The organism is Bacteroides sp. D22 (genome assembly GCF_000163675.1).
GTDB classification, from domain to species: Bacteria; Bacteroidota; Bacteroidia; order Bacteroidales; family Bacteroidaceae; genus Bacteroides; species Bacteroides xylanisolvens.
This window is the reverse complement of sequence record NZ_GG774812.1, coordinates 113,788-137,783: the sequence shown is the minus strand read 5'-3', so window position 1 is coordinate 137,783 and position 23,996 is coordinate 113,788. Positions and strand designations below refer to the sequence as shown.

The window sequence follows — 23,996 nt, the reverse complement described above, 5'->3', positions numbered from 1 at the left end:
AAAGCCGGACACCCTATTTTGGTTGCCCGGCTTTCTTTCTCTAAACAATATAATAAGATGAAAACTAAATATTCGTATAAACAAATCTGGACGATCACCTTCCCTATCCTGATCAGTCTGATTATGGAGCAAATGATCGGCATGACGGACACGGCCTTCCTGGGACGTGTGGGAGAAATCGAGCTGGGTGCTTCTGCTATCGCAGGGGTATATTATCTCGCCATCTTTATGATGGCATTCGGCTTCAGCATCGGCGCACAGATCTTAATCGCCCGCCGCAACGGAGAAGGAAACTACAAGGAAATCGGACCGATTTTCTATCAGGGCATTTATTTCCTGCTTGCCATGGCAGTGATTTTATTCACATTCTCCATCGTATTTTCACCATATATCTTAAAGAATATCATTTCGTCTCCTCACATTTACGATGCAGCCGAAAGTTATATTCACTGGCGTGTGTACGGGTTCTTCTTTTCTTTTGTCATGGTCATGTTCCGCGCCTTCTTTGTAGGTACGACACAAACCAAAACACTGACGCTGAACTCTATCGTAATGGTGCTTTCGAACGTGGTATTCAACTATATCCTGATCTTCGGTAAATTCGGTTTCCCGCAACTGGGAATTGCCGGTGCTGCCATCGGTTCGTCACTGGCCGAAATGGTATCGGTGATTTTCTTTATCATCTATACATGGAAACGAATTGACTGCAAGAAATATGCGTTGAACATATTGCCCAAATTCCATGGAAAAACACTGAAACGCATACTGAATGTTTCTGTGTGGACAATGATTCAGAATTTCGTTTCTTTGTCTACCTGGTTCATGTTCTTCTTGTTTGTGGAACATTTGGGAGAGCGGTCATTGGCGATTGCCAACATCATCCGCAACGTGTCGGGGATACCGTTTATGATTGCAATGGCATTTGCTTCCACCTGCGGTTCATTGGTAAGTAACCTGATCGGTGCAGGCGAACAGGATTGTGTACGGGGAACTATCAAACAGCATATCCGTATCGGATATATCTTTGTATTGCCGATCCTGGTATTCTTCTGTTTATTCCCGGATCTGATTCTGCGCATTTATACAGACATCCCGGATTTAAGGGCGGCATCCGTTCCTTCACTGTGGGTACTATGTTCTGCCTATCTGGTGCTGGTGCCTGCCAATGTGTATTTCCAATCGGTATCAGGAACAGGAAATACGCGGACTGCATTGGCTATGGAACTTTGTGTACTGGCTATCTATGTCACCTACTCGGCATATTTCATTATGTACCTGCAGATGGACGTCGCTTTTGCCTGGACAACGGAATGTGTGTACGGTACTTTTATACTGTTGTTCTGCTACTGGTATATGAAGAAAGGAAACTGGCAGAAAAAGAAGATTTAAATCCTTTTTTCACTATCTTCGCAAGAAAATAAACATTTTATAAAATATATGAGACAAGCTAATTTATTTATGATGTCGGCAGCAATGTTGTTAGCTGCCTGCGGAGGAACGAAAGACGCAGGCAAAACAGATCAGGTGCTTATCGAGAAATCGGATATTAAGATCGAAGGGAAGCGCATGACTCCCGAAGCACTTTGGGCTATGGGACGTATCGGCGGATTCGCCGTATCGCCCGACGGAAAGAAAATTGCGTATACGGTAACGTATTACAGTGTACCGGAAAACAAGAGTAACCGCGAAGTTTTCGTGATGAACGCAGATGGAAGCGAAAACCAGCAAATCACTCATACCCCGTATCAGGAAAATGAAGTGACATGGATTAAAGGAGGCACCAAACTTGCATTCTTAAGTAATGACAACGGAAGCAGCCAGCTCTATCAAATGAACCCGGATGGTAGCGGACGCAAGCAATTGACCCACTACGACGGAGACATCGAAGGTTATTCCATTTCGCCAGATGGCAAAAAGCTACTGTTTATCTCACAAGTAAAGACGAAAGAAAGCACTGCTGATAAATATCCGGACCTGCCGAAAGCCACAGGTATCATCGTGACCGACCTGATGTACAAACATTGGGATGAATGGGTAACGACAGCTCCACATCCTTTTGTTGCCGACTTCGACGGTAACGGTATTTCCAATATCGTGGATATCCTGAACGGAGAACCGTATGAAAGTCCAATGAAACCCTGGGGTGGCATTGAGCAACTTGCCTGGAATACAGCTTCGGACAAAGTAGCTTACACTTGCCGTAAAAAGACAGGACTGGAATATGCGATTTCTACCAACTCTGATATTTATATCTATGACTTGAATACTAAGAAAACAGAAAATATTACTGAAGAGAACAAAGGATATGATACCAACCCGCAATACTCACCGGACGGCAAGTATATTGCCTGGCAGAGCATGGAACGTGACGGATACGAAGCGGATTTGAACCGTCTGTTCATCATGAACCTGGAAACTGGCGAGAAGCGTTTTGTGAGTAAGACATTCGAATCGAATGTGGATGCTTTTGTCTGGGGAGCAGATGCTAAAGTGATCTATTTCACAGGTGTATGGCATGGAGAATCACAAATTTATGCGCTTGACCTGGCAAATGATTCGGTAAAGGCTATTACTTCAGGAATGTATGATTACGAAGGGGTAGCTCTTTTCGGAGATAAGCTGATTGCGAAACGTCATTCAATGAGTATGGGGGATGAGATTTACTCTGTGGCACTGGATGGTTCTACCACTCAACTGACACAGGAGAACAAACAAATCTATGACCAGTTGGAAATGGGTAAAGTGGAAGGTCGCTGGATGAAAACAACAGATGGTAAACAGATGTTGACATGGGTGATTTATCCTCCACAGTTTGATCCGAACAAGAAATATCCGACTTTACTGTTCTGCGAAGGAGGTCCGCAGAGTCCGGTAAGCCAGTTCTGGTCTTATCGCTGGAACTTCCAGATTATGGCAGCTAATGATTATATCATCGTTGCTCCGAACCGTCGCGGTTTGCCGGGATTCGGTGTGGAATGGAACGAACAGATTAGCGGCGATTACGGTGGCCAGTGTATGAAGGATTACTTCACTGCTATCGATGAAATGGCAAAAGAGCCGTATGTGGACAAAGATCGTCTGGGATGCGTAGGTGCCAGCTTCGGAGGATTCTCCGTATATTGGTTGGCCGGACATCACGACAAACGGTTCAAAGCGTTCATTGCTCATGATGGTATCTTCAACATGGAAATGCAATATCTGGAAACTGAAGAAAAATGGTTTGCCAACTGGGATATGGGAGGCGCATACTGGGAAAAACAGAATCCGGTGGCACAGCGTACGTTTGCCAACTCTCCTCACCTATTCGTAGAGAAATGGGATACTCCTATTCTCTGTATCCATGGAGAAAAAGACTACCGTATCCTGGCTAATCAGGCTATGGCTGCTTTTGATGCTGCCGTGATGCGTGGTGTTCCTGCAGAGCTGCTAATTTATCCGGATGAAAACCACTGGGTATTGAAGCCACAGAATGGGGTTCTATGGCAACGCACATTCTTTGAATGGTTGGACAAATGGGTGAAAAAAGCTCCGTCTAAATAAAATTTTAAAGCACGGATTATACGAATCTCACGGTCATTTGATTCACTAAAACTGCATATTTCATATAATCTGTGCTTAACGACTTTCCAATAAAGTAAAATAAAAGAAGGCTCTGTTCTCAATCTACTTGAGTTCAGAGCCTTCTCCATTGCATCCATCATAAATCGGCTAAATCTTACTCCGAATAAATATTTTCAATTTCTACAATATACATCTTGTGGAAACCACCATGAGCACCACCGTACCACTTTTCCAATGATTCCTTATCCAGAAAACATTCCGGTTTGATACCGTCAGCATAAAGCTTCTTACACTCCAGGCTCAATCGTGCCTGCTCGAACAACACATTGCCATTTTCTGTAAACACTGGCTTCAATCCGGTCTCTTTTACTTTATCTATATTACGTCCCGACTTAGAACCACAAATAGCGTGAATCTTCTTATTTTCTGCCCCTAAGAAAGAAAGAGTCAGGTGATCGTTCTTCTCTACAAATTCATACGTATACCGTTCGGGACGGATAAAAACGAAAGCAACAGGCTTGTTCCACAGCCAACCGATGCCACCCCAACTTGCTGTCATCGTGTTAAACTTCTCTTTTGTTCCGGCCGTAACCAGCATCCACTCTTTTCCAATCGCTTCGAAAAAGTTTTCTTTCAGGTCTTTTACTTCTAATTTCTTCATCTCTTTATTCGTTTCTAATTATTTCTGTTTTTTCAATTTTACAATCTCTCCCAAATAGGGAATCTCCACTGGAATCTTCCGTTTCTTTGCTTCTGCTGCAAAAACTTTCGGAGGATCGTGCAAAGGCTCGTCAGACAAGTCGAATGTGCCATAATGCATGGGAATGGTAAGACCTGCATTCATTTCTTCGGCAGCAGTCAAGGATTCGTATGGCGATATATGGTTGGGACGCATAAACCAGCGAGGTTTGTATGCACCGATACCTAACAAAGCATAATCCGGTGCTCCGAACAGATCGGGAATCTCACGAAAATGGCTGGAATAACCCGTATCACCACTATAATAAAGAGAAATCCCATTTCCTTGCAGCATAAAAGCTCCCCACAGTCGCTGACCGCCATCGCGTACGGAACGTTTGCTCCAGTGTTGTGCCGGCAGAAACGTGATCTTCAATCCTTCATCTTCCATTTGTTGATACCATCCGGCTTCAATCACTTTCATTTCAGGGAACCATCCCTGAATCAGTTCACCGGTTCCCAAGCCGCAGAAAAGTTTCATTTGCGGGTTGTTCTTCAGTAAGCGGGCTATACTCTGTTTATCCAAATGGTCGAAATGGTCATGACTGACAAGTAGATAATCAATCTCCGTAAATATATCAGGATTAGCAGGAAATTCGCTCTGTCTTTTCACAAAAGGAATACTGCCGAACACCGGATCGAACATGATTCGCTTACCTGCTAATTGAAGAAAGAAAGAATTATGTCCGAGCCATATCAGAGAATCTCCTACCACCGCATCCAATGAGCGAAGATAACAAACTTTCGGGTCCCATTTCACCGTCTTCTTCTCTTTGCGTTGGGGATTGGGCGAAAGACGCCATTTCAACACGCTGCCCATCCCCGGACGGAAGCGATGCTGCCTGTTAAAAAAACGTCCGCGCACCATCGGATTTCCTCTCCAATAAGGATTGACTGTCGCTAAACGTTCGTTTCTCCTAAAACATATATGTTCACCCATTTTATTTCCTGAATACGTATTTACAAACTTACTAAAAAATCTCGATTTACGATGAATAAGGGAAAACAAAAAATGTACCCCGGACACACTATCGGGGTACATTTACTTATAAAAGAATAAATATTATCCTTTTTTAATAGAATGAGGCTTAGTTAACAGCAGTGTAGCCCATACAAAGGCAGTTGCCAGCCAAGAGCAGAAAGATTGATAACCATAATGACCGCACCCAATATCCATAAAATCAGTAACGACCATTTCAAACCTGTTCCCATTGGCGACCAATGGAATAGCTGGCGCAAGATAGTATACAAGAAAGCTCCTAATGGAATACCGATGAGGGCAACTCCGGCAATCGTACCTAATAATGTCATCATAGGAGAGACGGAAGCAACCGGCATCCAGTCGATGGCAGGCAACAATTCATAAAGTAAAGCTCCTCCACTGACTGCCACAGCAATTGCCGCAAATACCAACGCTACCAATACGACAGCCAATACGAACAAGACAGGGCAACAAAGAATGACAAGAGCTACCAAAAATATCTTAAAGAGAACGGCAGCAATGGAAACAAATACATCGCCTATCTTTTGAAGAAAGGTACGAGGTTTACCGGAGTTCACATAATTATTAACCCCATCTGCTACCCGTTCGAAGCCGTCTGTCACTGTTTTGCCAATATTCTCAATGGTTACCGCTTCTCCACGCATACTTAACTTTTCTGCGGCGGTACGAGCTTCCGGAATAACGAGCCATCCGATAATATAAAGGATAATCATCGGGCAATAAGGCACAAACACCAGAATAATCATCAGGATACGCACCAATGTGATATCCCAACCGAAGTAAGCTGCCAGTCCTGCTGCCACACCACCCAACAATTTATTATCCGGATCACGGAACCAGCGACGTTGGGCAGAGGTTTGCGTATTATTTTGATTAGCGGACGATGCTTGTTCCGTTCTTCTCTGTGAATCTGTATCCTCGTCAGCAATGCCAAAATCTTCCGGTTTGCCTACGCGGGCGATAATTTCTTCTACATCCGAAACTGTGATGACCTGTTTTCCTTCAGTTACTTTCTCGGCAAACAGTTCGGCAATACGCATCTCAATATCGTCTACAATTTCTTCCGCACCCTCCTGTTTACGAAAATAATGTTTCAAATTAGACAGATAATTGTCTAACAGTCGGTAGGCATCGTCATCTATATGATAAACTATTCCTCCTAAATTTATGGTCAATGTCTTTTTCATTTTTATTTCTTCTTTTTCGGATTATCTATTGGCTATATGATTCACTGTGTCGTTAAGTTCTTTCCAGGAAATTTCCAGTTCTCCCAAAAAGGTTTCTCCTTGTTCAGTGAGTTTATAGTACTTGCGGGGAGGTCCTTGGGTAGATTCCACCCATTCATAACTTAACAAGTCGTCATTTTTCAGACGGGTCAGCAACGGATACAAGGTGCCTTCCACTACAATCAGCTGGGCTTCTTTCAATTTCTGAATAATATCAGAAGCATAGGCAGGCTCTTTGTGCAGCAAAAGCATGATGCAATATTCAAGCATGCCTTTCCTCATCTGTGATTTTACATTGTCTACTTTCATTATTCACTTCTTTTAGATGGCACAAATATATGCATTACCCAAGTACCTTGCATTACAAAGTACTATAAATTAATAATAATTAAAACATTAGAGAGTGCTTACCTTATTATAAAAAGAAATAATGGCTATATTTGTGCCCGTTAAACCATAAAATAGAAAGTACGTATGTTTACAATTCGAAAAGCAACGGTAGCCGATTGCGAGCTTATTCATATGATGGCAAAGGAGGTATTCCCCGCCACCTACAAGGATATTTTATCTCCTGAACAACTGGATTATATGATGGACTGGATGTATGCTCCTTCCAATGTGCGCAAGCAAATGGAGGAAGAAGGGCATGTGTATTCCATCGCCTATAAAGAGAATGAACCATGCGGATACGTCTCTGTGCAGCAACAGGAAAAAGATGTATTCCATCTTCAGAAAATCTATGTTCTCCCCCGCTTTCAGGGTACGCATTGCGGCAGTTTCTTATTTAAGGAAGCAATCAAATGCATCAAGGAGATGCACCCGGAACCTTGTCTGATGGAACTTAACGTGAATCGTAACAATAAAGCCTTGCAGTTTTACGAATACATGGGAATGAGAAAGTTACGGAAAGGTGATTTCCCGATTGGCAACGGGTATTATATGAATGATTATATTATGGGATTGGATATTTAATAAACCAAAATGCCCCGGAACAAGTATCGTGAATGTTCCGGGGCATTTTGTTATTTAGTCAATGACGGGATTCTATTTCGCTACGCGTTCCAACCATTTTACCATTGAAAGCATTACAATCATAGAAGCACCTGTTGCGCCTACAAATACTAACCAGCAAGCCCAGATAGGAACAGTGGTATAAAGAATACCACCGATAAACAGCAGTGAATTACCCACAGCTGTTGCAGCCAACCAGCAACCTTGCATTAATCCCTGCAAATGAGGAGGAGCAACCTTAGATACAAACGATAATCCCAGAGGAGAAATGAACAATTCGGCAACTGTAAGGATGAAATACAGACCGATCATAATCCACGGAGTCACACGAATAGCATTTATTTCAGCAGCACTCATAGTACCCAACACCTCTTTCGAAGGCAATGTAAAGGAGAATACCATCAAGAATACATACGCTAATGCGGCAATACCCATACCGATGGCAATCTTCATCGGGGTAGAAGGTTCTTTACCATTCTTTTTCATTGAGCCGAACATCCACATGATAAATGGAGTCAGGAATACAACGAAGAACGGATTAACGCTCTGGAATATTTCAGCTCCCTTGATCTGCGTAAAACCTAAGTCGATATTAATAACACTCAAATCCACATAGTCACGGGCAAAATAAGTCAAAGAATAACCATTCTGGTGGAAAGATAACCAGAAGAAAATAACAACACCGAATACTGCAAACAAAGCATAGATACGTTGTTTGATTTCAGTAGCGCTCATTTGGATTTCTTCCTTATTCACAGTCGCAGTACCTTTACTGGTTTCCAATTTAGTCGCAGGATCCGGGAAGCGTTTCTTATTTGCCATATAAATAATCAGCGAAACAAGCATAGCACCAATAGCAGCCATAAAAGCATACTGAAAACCACGGTTAAATACATCAAGGTAGTTATTAACAAACATACCCATATCTGTTACAGGAGTCCCGTCAAGAACAACACTCTTAGCCAAAGTTGTCAGATTCTCCATTGCTTGTGGAGCCATATCATTTCCTTTTTCTAAATATTGATGGCACAATTCAGGTAAAGTGGCATCATAATCAAAATTGTTCACCTTCAGCCACCAGTTGCGCACACCAATAGCAATAAACGGTGCAAAAACAGCCCCAATATTGATAAACATATAAAATATCTGGAAACCGGCATCACGTAGGTTTGAATATTTAGGGTCATCGTACATCTGGCCTACCAAAGCCTGCAGATTTCCTTTAAATAAACCATTACCAAAAGCAATCACCAAAAGTCCGAAACAGGTTAATCCCAAGTAAAGAGCCATACTAGGAACAGGGGTCGGAGTAGGAATGGCAATAATCAAATAACCGATAGCCATTAATATCAGCCCTACTAAAATAGTGCCTTTAAAATTTTTCGTCTTATCAGCAATAACACCTCCCGCCAAAGCTAAAATATAAATGGAAGCATAGAACGCGGAATAAATGTATCCGGTAGTTGTCTCGGACAATCCAAATTTCGCTGAAATAAACAATGTCAAAATCGCCATCATAATATAGAAGCCAAAACGCTCTCCCATATTAGCTAAAGCTGCAGCAATCAGACCTTTAGGGTGTTTACTGAACATAGATATAAGTTTTTAGAATTAATAAATGATTGATTTAAATAAATATTTCTTGCAAATATATACTTTTTCTTGAGTTTTTGCACAATGATTTGTTAAACTACTCCTCAAATAAACGACAAATTTCTGCTCTGGATTCACGAATCAAATCTTCCGGAGCTATTTTTATCTGAAGTCCCCGTACCCCGGCACTTACATAAATATACGGAAATTCCCGGCTGGTTTCATGGATATAAGTAGGAAAATGTTTCTTCATGCCGATAGGCGAACAACCTCCCCGGATATATCCGGTAAGTGGCAGAAGTTCTTTTACGGGAATCAAATCACACTTCTTATTACCCGATGCTTTAGCTGCCAGTTTCAAGTCAACTTCATGTTCTCCCGGAATGACACAGACAAAATATCCGCTTTTATCGCCATGCAGGACAAGAGTCTTAAACACTTGCTCAATGTTTTCTCCTAAATCTGCTGCTACATGAACAGCACTTAAGTCGTTTTCATCCACTTCGTAGGGAATCAGTTCATAGGCTATCTTAGCCTTATCTAACAGCCGTGCGGCATTTGTTTTATTGATTTTCATTTTCGTTGTATTTATACTTTCTATATCTGATAAATAAAGAATTAGCGGGAGACAAAGTCCTCCATGACTTTTATTAAGACACGGATTACACGGCTCTAATTAAATAAAAACCATGTAATCCGCGCCTTAATTAATATGATTAGAGATAGTTGACTTTATTGGGGGAACGCCCTCACTCTATGCTTCAAATTAGAGCCCCAGCTCTTCGCGAAGAAACTTAGGTGTATATCCCTTAGGGCTCTTCGCAACCTCTTCCGGTGTTCCGTAACTAAGGAGTTCTCCCCCGCCCTTACCCCCTTCAGGGCCCATATCGATAATATAATCCGCCATTTTAATCACATCCAGATTGTGTTCGATGACAATAACCGTATTCCCTTTATCTACAAGCTTATTCAGTACTCCCATCAGTACACGGATATCTTCAAAATGAAGTCCGGTAGTCGGTTCATCAAGGATGTAAAGGGTCTTGCCTGTATCCCTTTTCGACAGTTCCGTTGCCAGTTTCACACGCTGGCTTTCTCCACCGGAAAGAGTGGTAGAAGATTGTCCCAACTTTATATATCCGAGTCCGACATCCTGCAATACTTTTATCTTACTCAAGATTTGCGGAACGTTTTCAAAGAATTCTACGGCACGGTTGATTGTCATGTCCAATACATCGGCAATCGATTTTCCCTTGAAACGTACTTCCAGTGTTTCCCGGTTATAACGTTTGCCGTGACATACTTCACAAGGCACATATACGTCAGGAAGGAAATTCATTTCAATTGTTTTATAACCATTTCCCGTACAGGCTTCACAACGTCCGCCTGAAACATTAAAGGAAAAACGTCCCGGCTTGTAACCGCGAATCTTAGCTTCCGGAAGACCTACAAACAGATTACGAATATCAGAAAACACACCGGTATAGGTAGCTGGATTGGAACGTGGCGTACGTCCCAAAGGTGATTGATCGACATTCACTACCTTATCGATATTTTCCAATCCTTCAATCGAATCGTATTCCAAAGGATCCTGCAAAGAACGGTAGAACTTCTGCGATAGAATCGGCTGCAGAGTTTCATTAATCAAAGTAGATTTCCCGCTTCCCGATACACCTGTCACGCAAATTAGTTTTCCTAACGGAAACTCTACATCGACATTCTTCAGGTTATTCCCTTTCGCTCCTTTCAGCCAGATAGATTTCCCGTTTCCTTTTCTACGCTTGGCGGGGATTTCTATCTTCATCTTTCCATTCAGGTATTGCGAAGTCATCGTATCGGTCTTCAGCATCTCCTGGGGAGTTCCTGCAAAAACAACCTCTCCACCGAGACGTCCGGCTTTTGGTCCCATATCGATAACATAGTCGGCAGCCAACATCATATCCTTATCATGTTCCACCACAATCACGGAGTTTCCCATGTCACGGAGTTCTTTCAAGGAGTTGATAAGACGTAAATTATCACGCTGATGCAGACCGATACTCGGCTCGTCGAGAATATAAAGCACATTCACCAATTGAGAACCAATTTGTGTAGCCAAACGAATACGCTGGCTCTCACCACCGGAAAGGCTGACAGAACTACGGTTCAACGCCAGATAATCCAAACCAACATCCAGCAGGAACTTCAAACGTGTACGAATCTCTTTCAGAATCTCTACTGATATTTTCTTCTGCTTATCGGAAAGGAACTCATCTACCTTCATCAACCAGTCATACAGCTCGTTGATGTCCATGTTTGCCAATTCATTAATATTCTTATCGTGGATGCGGAAATGCAGAGCTTCCTTATTCAGGCGAGCCCCTTTACATTCAGGACAAACCGTTGTTTTGGCAAATTGTTCCGCCCATTTCTGCGCTGTCGCAGAAGCATCTTTCTCCTGCAACATCTGAATATACTTCACCACTCCTTCATAGGTAACAAAGTAATCGGATGAAGTGCCGATCAGCGAACTCTTGATTTTAATCCGTTCGTCAGAGCCATACAACACTTCATCAATCGCATCGTCCGGCAACTCCTTAACCGGTGTTTTCAACGTTACATCGTACTTCTCAAGCAAAGCACCGATTTGCCAGAAAATCATCGCATTCTTATATTTTCCCAAAGGAGCTATCGCACCTTCGTAAATGGAAAGTTCACGATCGGGAATCACTTTGTCCACGTCAATCTGATTGACTACTCCCAACCCTTTACACTTCGGACACGCTCCTTGCGGTGAATTGAATGAGAAGTTATGCGGAGCAGGTTCACGATAAGACAACCCGGTGACAGGACACATGAGTCGCTTACTATAATGCCGGATACTTTCGGACTGGGCATCCAAAATCATCATCAGCCCGTCTCCCTGACGCATGGCAGTTGCCACACTCTGTTTCAGACGCCGGTCGTCTTTCTCTGCAACCACTAATTTATCGATAACCACTTCTACATCGTGGTTCTTATAACGGTCGAGCTTCATACCATGCGTGATTTCACGCACTTCTCCGTCTACTCGTACATATAAATATCCTTTTTTACGTATCTGTTCAAAAAGTTCTCTATAATGTCCTTTACGTGAACGTACCAATGGCGCCAGCAGATATATTTTCTTTCCTTTATAATCTTTCAGAATCAAATCCAGAATCTGCTCTTCGGTGTATTTCACCATTTCTTCCCCCGACAGATACGAATAGGCGATTCCCGCACGGGCATACAACAAACGGAGATAATCGTAGATCTCGGTAGTTGTTCCTACGGTAGAACGGGGATTTTTATTCGTTGTTTTCTGTTCAATGGAGATAACCGGGCTCAAGCCTGTTATTTTATCGACATCCGGACGTTCCAGATTGCCCAGGAAATTGCGGGCATAGGCTGAAAAAGTTTCGATATAGCGGCGCTGTCCTTCGGCAAAAATCGTATCGAAGGCTAAAGAAGATTTTCCACTACCGCTCAATCCGGTGATAACGGTCAAGCTGTTACGGGGAATCTCGGCATCAATGTCCTTCAAATTGTGCACGCGCGCACCGTACACATTAATATATTCTGTTTCCTGCATATTCATATCCTTCCATAAATGTTGCAAAATTAATGTTTCCGCCCGAAATATGCTCCTAAAAAAGCACAATATTATTTTCTTAACTCAAATCTTATGAAGATATAGGGCATTATTTGTACCTTTGTTCCTTGATTTCAAGAACCAATAGTTATAATTTGATGAAACCGATAAACCGAATATTCTTATTTCTGCTTTTTATAAGCGTTTCATACGCTATCAGTTATGCACAGGAAAACCAATCTTATTTCTTGCATACCATCGAAAAAGGACAAAGTTTATACTCCATTTCCAAGATGTATAATGTCACTACGTCAGACATCATACGTCTGAATCCTGGTTGTGACGAAAAAATCTATGCCGGACAGACCATCAAAATCCCTACCGGAAAAGAGAGTCAGAAAGGAGAAACATTCCATACGATCCAAGCCGGAGAAACATTGTACAAACTGACAACGATGTATAATGTGTCCGCCAAAGATATTTGTGAAGCAAACCCAGGTTTGAGTGCCGAGAATTTCCGTATCGGACAAGTTATTCTGATTCCGCAGAAAAAAGAAGAACAAACTGACGCCGTAGTTCAAACGCCTACTGAACAATCGACTATTCAAGGCCCTGTTGTTCCGAGATGCAAAGATATGCATAAGGTAAAGCGCAAAGAGACTATATTCAGCGTGAGCCGTGAATACGGAATCAGCGAGCAGGAGTTGATTGACGCTAACCCGGAACTGAAAAAGGGCATGAAAAAGGGACAATTTCTTTGCATCCCCTACCCGGCAGCAACCACCGTACAACCTACACAGAAGGAAGATCCATACGCTGTTCCTCCCAGCAATAGCGAGCTTTTCCGCAAAAATAAGGAGACTCCCCAAAAGCTGTCTACTATTAAGGCTGCCTTGTTGTTACCTTTCCAGGAGGACAAACGCATGGTGGAATATTACGAAGGTTTCCTGATGGCAGTAGACAGTCTGAAACGTACGGGCGTTTCTCTTGATTTATATGTATATGACAGTGGAAAAGACATTTCTACATTAAATACGATTCTTGCCAAAAACGAGATGAAGAGTATGAATATCATCATCGGTCCGATGCATCAGAATCAAATAAAACCATTGTCAGACTTCGCGGAGAAGAACGATATACGCCTGGTGATCCCTTTCTCTCAAAAAGGAGAAGAGGTATTCAAAAATCCTGCTATTTATCAGATTAATACGCCTCAATCTTATTTATATTCAGAGGTTTATGAGCATTTCACCCGCCAATTCCCTAATGCGAACGTTATTTTCATCGAACCGTCGAGTGCTGACAAGGAGAAAGCGGAATTTATCAGCGGCTTGAAACAAGAGTTGAAGAGCAAAGGAATTCCTATGAGAACCGTCAGCGAAAGCGCAACTAAAGAAACATTGAAAGCAACACTTCGCAGTGATAAAGAAAACATTTTTATCCCGACATCGGGCAGTAATGTTTTACTGATTAAGGTACTCCCTCAACTGACGTTGTTAGTCAGAGAGAATCCTGCAGAAAAAATTCACCTGTTCGGCTACCCGGAATGGCAGACTTACACTAGAGATCATCTGGAAAATTTCTTTGAGTTGGATGTATATTTCTACTCTTCATTCTATACGAATACATTGTTCCCGGCAGCCGTGCAATTCACCAACGCTTATCATAAATGGTATAGTAAAGATTTGGCAAGCAAATACCCCAATTACGCAATGCTTGGCTTCGACACCGGTTTCTTCTTCTTGAAGGGATTATCGCTCTATAGCTCGGAATTGGAAAACAATCTGCCTAAGATGAACCTGACGCCAATCCAGACAGGATTCAAATTCCAGCGCGTGAACAACTGGGGAGGATTTATTAATAAAAAAGTGTTCTTCATACGTTTCACTAAGAATTTTGAATTAGTAAAACTTGACTTCGAATAATACGAAAATGATAAAGATAAAACCATTTTTGATTGCAACACTCCTACTTACGGGATTTGCTCTTCCTGCCACTGCCCAAATTGGAGAAGCACGCAGCAATTTATCAGTAGGTGTTAATGGAGGTGTCAACTTAAACAGTGTTTCTTTCACTCCCAGCATCAAGCAAAATAGCTTGATGGGAATTACCGGAGGCTTGACGGCACGTTATATATCCGAGAAGTATTTCGCCATGATTTGCGGTGCACAAGTCGAATTGAATGTATCACAAAGGGGTTGGGACCAATTGTTTGAAACGGTATCATTGGACGATAACGGATATGAAGTCACCTCGAAGGATCCGAGCAAAACTTATACCCGCAAAATGACCTATATTGATATTCCTTTTCTAGCCCATCTTGCTTTCGGACGAGACAGAGGATTACAATTCTTTGTTCATGCAGGTCCTCAAATCAGCTTTCTGATAAGCGAATCGGAAACAATAAAAGGTATTGATATGAACACCTTATCCAATACACAGAAAGCGGTGTATGGAGTTAAGATTCAGAATAAATTCGACTACGGTATTGCCGGTGGCGGCGGTGTAGAACTCCGAACAAAGAAAGCCGGTAGCTTCATCGTTGAAGGCCGTTACTACTTTGCGCTGTCCGACTTTTACAGCACCACAAAGAAAGACTATTTCGCCCGTGCAGCGCATGGAACAATTACCATAAAGCTCACGTACCTATTTGACTTGAAGAAATAAAATCCTCTCCCTCCTCCCTTTCGAGAGAAGGAGCTTGAATATCTACAAAGCATCGCTTTAGGGATACTCTTTAAATAAATAAGGCAACTAACTCGCAATGAATTAGTTGCCTTATTTGTATCTTTAAAACAGAGATATTCAGTAAATGCACCGTTTTAGGGATGCTAAAGCATAGCTTTAGAGAGCAAAAAGCACCGCTTTAACTCTTATAAAGCGATGCTTTTCATTAATCATATTAACGAATTACCCAGATATAGGGAAAAGTCTTATCTCAATCTATCCGCAGCCTTTACCATCACCTCATCGCGTCCAATAGCACGAACAGCCAATATATTCAGAATGATGGAAATAAGTGGTAAACACAATGCCCAGCCTACCCGGAACATATTTGCATCATTCTTCAACGCAAAATAAAAAGCAAGGGCAGCAATGTAATAACCGACCAACAACAAGCTATTGAAAATCGTCATGCGAATCTGCAACATACGGTTCTTATATAAAAAAATGGTAGCCACGGCAACGATAGTACTAAGCATCAGAATCCCGAATAACCCCCATGTAGACTGAAAAGCGTCGTTTATTTCCAATCCTAATGCCTTAAAAGGATGTTCGCCCATTGTATCAATGAAGTAACCTATCGGCATACACATAGCTGTAATCAGTAATCCTGCAACAATCAATAAATAAACAGTTTGAATTCGTTGAATCATAAGTATTCTAAATAGTAGTTGAGTTAAACAATAATAGCCAAGCAATAAGGAGTAGGGATAATCATCCCACTTACTACTTGACTATCAAATTCTTCGTCAGAAAATAAATTACTGAAGTTTTTCTTTCTCCTTAGCCGGATTTCTATAATATATTTTCCCTTCGATGTATTCTTGCGTAGCAATCAAGTCCGGTTTCGGCAATTTCTCATAATAACGAGAAATTTCGATTTGCTCTCTATTTTCAAACACTTCTTCCAAGTTGTCATTGTAAGAGGCAAACTCTGCCAATTTCTTTGAAAGATCGTTTTTGATTTCTACACTGATCTGATTAGCACGCTTGCCAATAATGGCAACAGTTTCGTAAACATTACCTGTATCAGCACAGAGTTCCATCATGTCACGGGTTACTGTTGTAGCAGGAGCATTCGTTTTTTTGTAGTCCATAAATCTATTTAAATTTAGTCTTTAATTACTTTCTGTGATTCATTGAATATTTTCTCGGCTTCTTTCAAATATTTACTTTCAGGAAATTCATTCTTGAAAGCATAATATTCGTCCACTGTTTCGCGGTAACGATCCATCTTCTTGTCTTCTACACTATAGATAGCCATTTCGTGTCTTGCACGCAGAATCAAGATAGAAAGTTCTTCACGATAGTCAGTATAAGGATAATCTTTCAGTGCATTTTGAGCTGTGATTACACAAGACTCATAGTTATTGCCTAAATAATTACCCAGATTATAATATAATCTTGCAGAATAAAGTTCTTTCAAAACCAGCTTATCCTGCAAAGCAAAAATCATATCCTGTGCTTCCTGCTTCTTTGTGCTGTTCGGGAAATATTCCATGAACATCTGCAACTGCTGGATAGCCTGATAAGTGCTTGATTGATCCAAACGTGGTTCCGGGGTATCCAGGAATAAAGCTTTACCTGCATGAAAACGTGCCAGTTCGGTAAAAGTGCCACGGGGATACGTATTGAAATAGGTGATAAATGTCTGGGCAGCTGTCTGATAATCTTTCTGATTATAATAACTCATTCCCAACATATACAAAGACTCTTCCGCTTTATCGGTTCCTTTCAGAATGGTTATCAACTCATTCAGCAACGTAGCTGAACGATTATACTGTCCCTTCGCAAAATAGTTTTTGGCGGCTTCGTACTTGTATTCGTAATCGGTGCTTTTCAGCAATTTATTGTACTCTCCACATGATGTCAGAGTAGCCGCCGCAAGCAAAGTTATAATGATATTTTTCTTCATCCTATTTAAAAATAATGCGCAAAGTTACTTATTCGCTGGGAATTTAGCAATTAATCTGTGTTTTTTAATACATAAAAGGCGTTAAACATCGACAAAAGGAGAGAAAATGACGTCGAATTGCAAACACCAAACTGTAAACGGCAGGTAATAAACGAATCACACAGAAATCATGATTGACATAAACCTGACGAACAAACGTCAGATTCCTTGTTATAAGACAGAAAAAAACTTGTTATAAGGCAGAAAAAAAATAGTGACGGTATATGCCCGGGATAGTGACGGTATCGGTGAAGCATACCGTCACTATCCACATCGGATAGCGTCACTATTTTTTATAGCAGAAAACGGCAAACAAATGTGTTATCCCATTCAAAGACAACACAGCTATTTACCGTTCCCTGTTTATCGTTTACTGCTATATCTACAGCTTGTACAAATCACTTGCAGCCAGCAGATCGACTTTCTTTTCTTTCAATACCTCGATACATTTATCCAGATTGCTAGGGCGAATTACCACATTTGCAATATTGTTATTGGCAAACGAATACATATATTCAATAAATACACCCTCGTCTGATAAATATCCCAGCACTTTTGCCAAAGCACCCGGTATATTGGGACAGCTTATACCTACTACATCAGTCACATTCACTGCAAAATGATTATCTTTTAAAGCTTTGTATGCTCTATCCGGATCGGATACAATTCCACGCAAAATACCAAAATCAGCATTTTCGGCAATGCACAAGGCAGAAAGATTGATATTTTCTTTCGCCAGCACTTCAGTCACTTCCGTCAAACGGCCTGACTTATTTTCCAAAAAGATAGAAAGTTGTTTTGCTACCATATTTATTAAAGTATTAAGTAATAAGTATTAAGTAACAAGCATTAGGTATTAGGCAACAAGTATTACCGTAGTTCCAAGATCACCCGCATGGTTAATACTTAATACTTAATACCTAATACTTATTTATATTTTTCTGTTATCAATCACACGTTTTGCTTTACCTACGCTACGCTCAATGCTGCGAGGCTCTACCAATTTCACGTTGACTCCCAATCCAAGTACGCTTTGCAAACGTCCTCCCAGCTTTTTCTTCAAAGCCAGCATTTTGTTGATCTCATCAGAATAGAATTCCGGACGTACTTCAACCTGGAGCTCCATCGTATCGGTATTATTTTCACGACCCACTATCAACAAATAATGCGGTTCAAATTCTGCCATTTCAAGGATAACGGATTCAATCTGTGTCGGGAATACGTTTACACCACGGATAATCAACATATCATCACTGCGTCCCAAAATACGATCCATACGTACTAATGTACGACCGCAAGAACATTTATCATGATGCAAAGCAGTCAAATCACGCGTACGGTAACGGAGCAATGGCATCCCCTCTTTGGTGAGGTGGGTAAACACCAGTTCGCCCATTTGTCCCGGCTCAACCGGTTGCAAAGTATTCGGATCGATAATTTCCGGGAAATAATGGTCTTCATTCAAGTGAGTGCCGTTCTGACATTCGCACTCGTAACCGACACCCGGTCCGGCAATCTCACTCAACCCATAAATATCGTATGCTTTGATTCCCAGTTTCTCTTCAATTTCATGACGCATATTTTCCGTCCAGGGCTCCGCACCGAACGCACCGACTTTCAGTTGAAATTCTTCACGTGGCAAACCGGAATCTTTGATTGCATCTGCCAGGTAAAGCGCATAAGAAGGGGTGCAACAAAGCACTGTCGATCCGAAATCATGCATCAAGGCAATCTGTTTTTCAGTGTTGCCACTGGACATCGGAATAACAGAAGCACCGATATTCTCGGCTCCGGCATGTGCTCCCAGTCCGCCCGTAAACAGTCCGTATCCGTATGATACCTGAAAAATATCAGAACGGCCCGCTCCGTAAGCGGTAAAAGCGCGTGATATACATTCCGCCCAAGAGGCCAAGTCCTTACGGGTATATCCGACAACCGTCGGCTTTCCGGTCGTTCCGGAAGAGGCATGAATACGTACAATCTGGCTCATCGGCACGGCACAAAGTCCGAACGGATAATTATCTCTTAAATCATGTTTCGTGGTAAACGGCAGTTTTACAATATCATCGATACTATTGATATCATCGGGGGTTATTCCCATTTCCTGCATCTTCTTTCGATAGAAAGGAGTGTTGTGATAGACGTAATCTACAATTTTCTTGAGTCGTATGCTTTGAATCTTGCGAAGACTTTCGCGGTCCATACACTCAATGCTCTCATTCCAAATCATTATGTTTCTGGTATTACTAGTTGTATGAATCTGTTTTTTGATATTAATATGTTGCAAAGTAAAGGATTTATTTGGAAAAATGATTTGTTATCTCGATTATTTTACCGAATATTGCTCCACTTTTTAGGATTTAACTATGAATTATGAACTAACATCAGCTTACAAACCTACCGGGGATCAGCCGGAAGCGATAGCACAACTGACTGAAGGGGTACTTCAGGGAGTTCCCGCACAGACTTTATTGGGAGTGACCGGATCGGGAAAAACATTTACCATTGCCAATGTGATCGCCAATATCAACAAACCTACGTTGATTTTGAGCCATAACAAGACATTGGCTGCCCAGCTTTATAGTGAGTTTAAAGGTTTCTTCCCCAATAACGCGGTAGAATATTACGTTTCTTACTATGACTATTATCAGCCGGAGGCCTATCTCCCGAGCAGTGATACTTATATAGAGAAAGATCTTGCCATCAATGACGAAATCGACAAACTTCGGCTCGCGGCCACTTCTGCCCTACTCTCCGGACGAAAAGACGTGGTAGTGGTTTCTTCCGTTTCTTGTATCTACGGTATGGGAAATCCTTCAGACTTCTACAAAAATGTCATTGAAATAGAACGGGGACGGATGATGGACCGCAATGTCTTTTTACGCCGTCTGGTAGACAGTTTGTATGTCCGTAATGACATCGACTTGAACCGTGGAAATTTCCGCGTTAAAGGTGATACTGTGGATATCTATCTGGCTTATACCGACAATCTGCTCCGTGTCACCTTTTGGGGGGATGAGATTGATGGTATAGAAGAAGTAGATCCTATCACAGGAGTCACTATCGCACCATTTGACGCCTATAAGATTTATCCGGCTAACCTGTTCATGACGACCAAAGAGGCTACTCTCCGTGCTATCCACGAAATAGAAGATGATCTGACCAAACAAGTGGCATTCTTCGAGTCTATCGGTAAAGAATATGAAGCCAAACGACTATATGAACGGGTGACTTACGATATGGAAATGATACGGGAGTTAGGGCATTGCTCCGGAATTGAGAATTATTCCCGTTATTTCGACGGTCGTGCTGCCGGTACCCGTCCTTATTGTCTGCTCGATTTCTTTCCGGATGATTTTCTGATTGTCATTGACGAAAGCCACGTAAGTGTACCTCAAATCCGTGCGATGTACGGAGGAGACCGTGCACGTAAAATCAATCTGGTGGAATATGGTTTCCGATTGCCTGCGGCTATGGATAACCGTCCGTTGAAATTCGAAGAGTTTCAGAAAATGGCGAAACAGGTAATTTATGTCAGTGCCACACCGGCAGATTATGAATTGATTCAGTCTGAAGGTATCGTCGTAGAGCAGGTGATTCGTCCTACGGGACTGCTTGATCCTGTCATCGAAGTGCGCCCGAGCCTTAATCAGATTGACGACTTAATGGAAGAAATCCAGCTCCGCATTGAAAAGGAAGAACGCGTACTCGTCACCACACTAACCAAACGAATGGCAGAAGAACTGGCAGAGTATCTTCTTAATAATAATGTAAGATGTAACTATATCCATAGTGATGTCGATACATTGGAACGTGTGAAGATTATGGATGATCTCCGGCAAGGAATCTATGATGTGCTTATCGGAGTCAACCTGCTTCGTGAAGGACTCGATCTTCCGGAAGTGTCGCTCGTTGCTATTCTTGATGCCGACAAAGAAGGATTCCTCCGCTCCCACCGTTCACTGACGCAAACCGCAGGACGTGCTGCCCGTAATGTAAACGGCAAGGTAATCATGTATGCGGACAGGATGACGGATAGCATGAAACTGACGATTGACGAAACCAATCGCCGCCGGGAAAAACAGTTGGCATACAATGAAGCAAACGGAATTACTCCGCAGCAGATTAAAAAGGCCAGAAACTTGTCGGTATTCGGTAATGCAAAAGAGGCGGATGAACTGCTAAAAGAAAGACATGCTTATGTAGAACCTTCTACTCCGAACATTGCAGCAGATCCGGTAGTGCAGTATATGAGTAAAGCGCAAATGGAAAAGAGTATCGAACGTACTCGCAAACTGATGCAGGAAGCAGCCAAGAAACTCGAATTTATTGAAGCTGCACAATACCGTGACGAGTTGTTGAAACTGGAAGATTTGATGAAAGAGAAATGGGGGTAAAAACTCCCATTCTTCATATATTACATGAGAATTGCCAAGGGATAAAACTCTTAACAAACCTGTAACACAGGATTTAATCTATTAATTAGTGTTATAAAAACACCAATTAGCAGCTTATAATTTGCAAAGTTGCCAAAACTCCGTATCTTTGCACTGTGTTTTTCATAGTATTAGATTTAAGGTTAACAAAGGTTGGAGCAAGGCGTTGCTCCTTTTTTTATGTCTATACGTCATCTAAAACCTTTTCAACAACTATATCCATAGAAGTGCACATTCACAATAAATGCTGCCCAACTTGATTATCAGACAGCATTTATATTTCAAAATTTACATCAATAAACCTTAGAGTGCTTTCTCTATCGCACTCTTAATCAACGGCTCCATAATATCATACCCCTCGCCTGTCGGATGCACTCCATCTTTAGTATATTGGGGATTCAAGGCCTGATTTTCATCCACCATTGCCTTATAATAATTAACAAACGGAATTTTATTAGCTTTTGCATAAGCCTCTATCCGATCATTTAAAGATTTAATTTTCTGTGGAACATCTTTTATTTCCATTCTCCATTTAAATGCAGCGGCAGGCAATACGGAAGTCAGAATCACTTTTATCTTATTTGCTTTTGCCAATTCTGTCATAGAAACAATGTTTCCGAATGTATAATCTTCATTATAAGTTTGTGTATTTTCGGCGACATCATTTGTTCCGGCATTAATCACCACTAAAGCAGGAGAAAGATTAATCACATCTTCCCGAAAACGCAACAAGAATTGATAGGAAGTCTGCCCACTGATTCCACGGCCGATATAACCGTTTGATTTGAAAAAGTCCGGATGAGTACGTACCCAGCCCTCCGTAATGGAATTTCCCATAAAAATAACTCGTTTGTCTTTCTTCGTCGCCTTTGGAAGTGCAGCATTTTGTTTTGAATAACGAGCTAAATTTCCAAAATCATTTTTCTGTGCATAGCTTTCTCCTATTGAGAAACTCAAGCAAATAACAGCCAATAACATCCATTGGCTTAATCTTCTTTTATCCATGTTTATATTAAGTATTAGTAATATGATATTTTGCACAAAGATAAAAAAAACTCCATACATAGACGCCCAAAATATCGAATAACCGTTAAGACGAAAGATGTTTTTCTTAATCTATGTTATATAACATGCTATTTTACTTGGATTATTTGCTAATTTCCCAGGAGTCCGTATCTTTGCACTGTGTTTTTCATAGTATTAGATTTAAGGTTAACAAAGGTTGGAGCAAGGCGTTGCTCCTTTTTTTATGCCTATATATTAGAAGTGAGTTTAACATACCTTGAATAAAAAGTGATATACGTTTCTTTATTCCCAAATATAACTTTACCTTTACTGAAAAATCAGAATATGGCAAAGATTACAGTTCAGACCACAGACGTTACTATCTTAAAGATCAACGATACAGATTATATTTCTTTAACCGACATAGCTAAATACAAGACAACAGATGCTAATACTGTTATTGCCAACTGGCTACGTAATAGAATGACTATTGAATATCTAGGACTATGGGAAATATTATATAACCCCCATTTTAAACCCCTCGAATTCGAGGGGTTTAGAAAAGAAGCAGGTTTAAATGCATTCACTCTTTCTCCTCAAAAATGGATAGAAACGACCTGTGCTATTGGACTCATATCCAAATCCGGAAGATATGGCGGCACTTTTGCCCACAAAGATATTGCATTCAAATTTGCAAGTTGGATTTCTGTTGAATTTGAGTTATATATAGTAAAAGAATTCCAACGTCTCAAAGAGCAAGAGCAAGCTCAAATTGGTTGGTCAGCAAAGCGAGAACTATCTAAAATTAATTATCATATTCATACTGATGCAATCAAGCAGCATCTTATCCCTCAAGAAATCACCCCACAGCAAGCATCCATGATTTATGCCAGCGAAGCTGATATCCTTAATGTAGCCATGTTTGGAATGACAGCCTTAGAATGGCGTGATACACACCCTAATTTAAAAGGTAATATTCGTGATTATGCCTCAATCAATGAACTTATCTGCTTATCAAACATGGAAAATTTAAATGCCGTTTTCATAAATGAAGGTTTGACACCCAAAGACAGACTTATCAAATTAAATCAAATAGCAATTCAACAAATGAGCATACTAGAAGATATCAAAAATAAAAAGTTATTACAATAAT

General features: G+C 41.2%; 20 protein-coding genes. 7 read left to right on the top strand and 13 right to left on the bottom strand.

Features of this window, described 5'->3' with window-relative positions; translation table 11 throughout:
* Positions 1–57 precede the first annotated feature (57 nt).
* Together bexA and HMPREF0106_RS08040 are read left to right on the top strand one after the other, a co-directional pair.
* The gene (gene bexA, locus HMPREF0106_RS08035; RefSeq protein WP_008022784.1) at positions 58–1,389 is read left to right on the top strand and encodes a multidrug efflux MATE transporter BexA; all 1,332 of its coding nucleotides are present in this window, start codon (positions 58–60) and stop codon (positions 1,387–1,389) included.
* Positions 1,390–1,437: 48 nt separating this feature from the next.
* Positions 1,438–3,540 carry an alpha/beta hydrolase family protein gene (locus HMPREF0106_RS08040; RefSeq protein WP_009040516.1) on the top strand — a complete coding sequence of 701 codons (2,103 nt, stop codon included), beginning with the start codon at positions 1,438–1,440 and terminating at the stop codon, positions 3,538–3,540.
* A gap of 175 nt (positions 3,541–3,715) precedes the next feature.
* Here the strand turns inward: HMPREF0106_RS08040 and HMPREF0106_RS08045 are convergent, their stop codons facing one another.
* The 4 genes from HMPREF0106_RS08045 to HMPREF0106_RS08060 all read right to left on the bottom strand — a co-directional run bounded on the left by HMPREF0106_RS08045 (position 3,716) and on the right by HMPREF0106_RS08060 (position 6,837).
* Positions 3,716–4,222 carry a flavin reductase family protein gene (locus tag HMPREF0106_RS08045; RefSeq protein ID WP_008022792.1) on the bottom strand — a complete coding sequence of 169 codons (507 nt, stop codon included), beginning with the start codon at positions 4,220–4,222 and terminating at the stop codon, positions 3,716–3,718.
* An 18-nt stretch (positions 4,223–4,240) separates the two neighbouring features.
* Positions 4,241–5,239, bottom strand: coding sequence for an MBL fold metallo-hydrolase (locus HMPREF0106_RS08050; protein WP_009040515.1), 999 nt, complete (start codon positions 5,237–5,239; stop codon positions 4,241–4,243).
* A 152-nt stretch (positions 5,240–5,391) separates the two neighbouring features.
* Positions 5,392–6,489, bottom strand: a complete 1,098-nt coding sequence (locus tag HMPREF0106_RS08055) for a PspC domain-containing protein (protein WP_009040514.1) — start codon at positions 6,487–6,489, stop codon at positions 5,392–5,394.
* Positions 6,490–6,510: 21 nt separating this feature from the next.
* Positions 6,511–6,837, bottom strand: coding sequence for a PadR family transcriptional regulator (locus HMPREF0106_RS08060; protein ID WP_004312715.1), 327 nt, complete (start codon positions 6,835–6,837; stop codon positions 6,511–6,513).
* Positions 6,838–7,002: 165 nt separating this feature from the next.
* On the opposite strand from HMPREF0106_RS08060, the gene HMPREF0106_RS08065 reads away from it, so the two are divergent.
* Entirely contained in the window at positions 7,003–7,500 is a 498-nt protein-coding gene (locus HMPREF0106_RS08065) for a GNAT family N-acetyltransferase (protein ID WP_008643803.1), read from the top strand.
* Between the two features lie 72 nt (positions 7,501–7,572).
* On the opposite strand, the gene HMPREF0106_RS08070 is transcribed toward HMPREF0106_RS08065, so the two are convergent.
* The 3 genes from HMPREF0106_RS08070 to uvrA all read right to left on the bottom strand — a co-directional run bounded on the left by HMPREF0106_RS08070 (position 7,573) and on the right by uvrA (position 12,724).
* Positions 7,573–9,132, bottom strand: coding sequence for a peptide MFS transporter (locus HMPREF0106_RS08070; protein WP_008022801.1), 1,560 nt, complete (start codon positions 9,130–9,132; stop codon positions 7,573–7,575).
* A gap of 97 nt (positions 9,133–9,229) precedes the next feature.
* Entirely contained in the window at positions 9,230–9,709 is a 480-nt protein-coding gene (ybaK, locus tag HMPREF0106_RS08075; RefSeq protein ID WP_008643813.1) for a Cys-tRNA(Pro) deacylase, read from the bottom strand.
* A gap of 189 nt (positions 9,710–9,898) precedes the next feature.
* Complete coding sequence (uvrA, locus tag HMPREF0106_RS08080) at positions 9,899–12,724, bottom strand: excinuclease ABC subunit UvrA (RefSeq protein ID WP_008643814.1); 2,826 nt, start codon at positions 12,722–12,724, stop codon at positions 9,899–9,901.
* 158 nt (positions 12,725–12,882) lie between these two features.
* On the opposite strand from uvrA, the gene HMPREF0106_RS08085 reads away from it, so the two are divergent.
* Both HMPREF0106_RS08085 and HMPREF0106_RS08090 read left to right on the top strand, forming a co-directional pair.
* Positions 12,883–14,649, top strand: a complete 1,767-nt coding sequence (locus tag HMPREF0106_RS08085; protein WP_009040512.1) for a LysM peptidoglycan-binding domain-containing protein — start codon at positions 12,883–12,885, stop codon at positions 14,647–14,649.
* Positions 14,650–14,656: 7 nt separating this feature from the next.
* Positions 14,657–15,391 (top strand): porin family protein, encoded by a 735-nt coding sequence (locus HMPREF0106_RS08090; RefSeq protein WP_004312709.1) that lies wholly within the window; start codon positions 14,657–14,659, stop codon positions 15,389–15,391.
* 266 nt (positions 15,392–15,657) lie between these two features.
* On the opposite strand, the gene HMPREF0106_RS08095 is transcribed toward HMPREF0106_RS08090, so the two are convergent.
* From HMPREF0106_RS08095 to HMPREF0106_RS08115, 5 genes are all read right to left on the bottom strand, one after another.
* Positions 15,658–16,101: a DUF4293 domain-containing protein gene (locus HMPREF0106_RS08095; protein WP_004312708.1), complete on the bottom strand. Its 444-nt coding sequence runs from the start codon at positions 16,099–16,101 to the stop codon at positions 15,658–15,660.
* Between the two features lie 108 nt (positions 16,102–16,209).
* Complete coding sequence (locus HMPREF0106_RS08100) at positions 16,210–16,545, bottom strand: DNA-directed RNA polymerase subunit omega (protein ID WP_004299989.1); 336 nt, start codon at positions 16,543–16,545, stop codon at positions 16,210–16,212.
* Between the two features lie 14 nt (positions 16,546–16,559).
* Entirely contained in the window at positions 16,560–17,363 is an 804-nt protein-coding gene (locus HMPREF0106_RS08105; protein ID WP_004312707.1) for an outer membrane protein assembly factor BamD, read from the bottom strand.
* A 421-nt stretch (positions 17,364–17,784) separates the two neighbouring features.
* Complete coding sequence (locus HMPREF0106_RS08110) at positions 17,785–18,210, bottom strand: amino acid-binding protein (RefSeq protein ID WP_004312706.1); 426 nt, start codon at positions 18,208–18,210, stop codon at positions 17,785–17,787.
* A gap of 123 nt (positions 18,211–18,333) precedes the next feature.
* Complete coding sequence (locus HMPREF0106_RS08115; RefSeq protein WP_009040511.1) at positions 18,334–19,632, bottom strand: phenylacetate--CoA ligase family protein; 1,299 nt, start codon at positions 19,630–19,632, stop codon at positions 18,334–18,336.
* A gap of 136 nt (positions 19,633–19,768) precedes the next feature.
* Here HMPREF0106_RS08115 and uvrB point away from each other — a divergent pair, with 136 nt between their 5' ends.
* On the top strand, positions 19,769–21,799 hold the full coding sequence (gene uvrB / locus HMPREF0106_RS08120; protein WP_008022813.1) for an excinuclease ABC subunit UvrB: 2,031 nt from the start codon (positions 19,769–19,771) through the stop codon (positions 21,797–21,799).
* Positions 21,800–22,141: 342 nt separating this feature from the next.
* Here uvrB and HMPREF0106_RS08125 read toward each other — a convergent pair whose 3' ends face one another.
* Positions 22,142–22,843, bottom strand: a complete 702-nt coding sequence (locus HMPREF0106_RS08125; RefSeq protein ID WP_009040510.1) for an SGNH/GDSL hydrolase family protein — start codon at positions 22,841–22,843, stop codon at positions 22,142–22,144.
* 345 nt (positions 22,844–23,188) lie between these two features.
* On the opposite strand from HMPREF0106_RS08125, the gene HMPREF0106_RS08130 reads away from it, so the two are divergent.
* Positions 23,189–23,995 carry a KilA-N domain-containing protein gene (locus tag HMPREF0106_RS08130; protein WP_009040509.1) on the top strand — a complete coding sequence of 269 codons (807 nt, stop codon included), beginning with the start codon at positions 23,189–23,191 and terminating at the stop codon, positions 23,993–23,995.
* Position 23,996 lies beyond the last annotated feature (1 nt).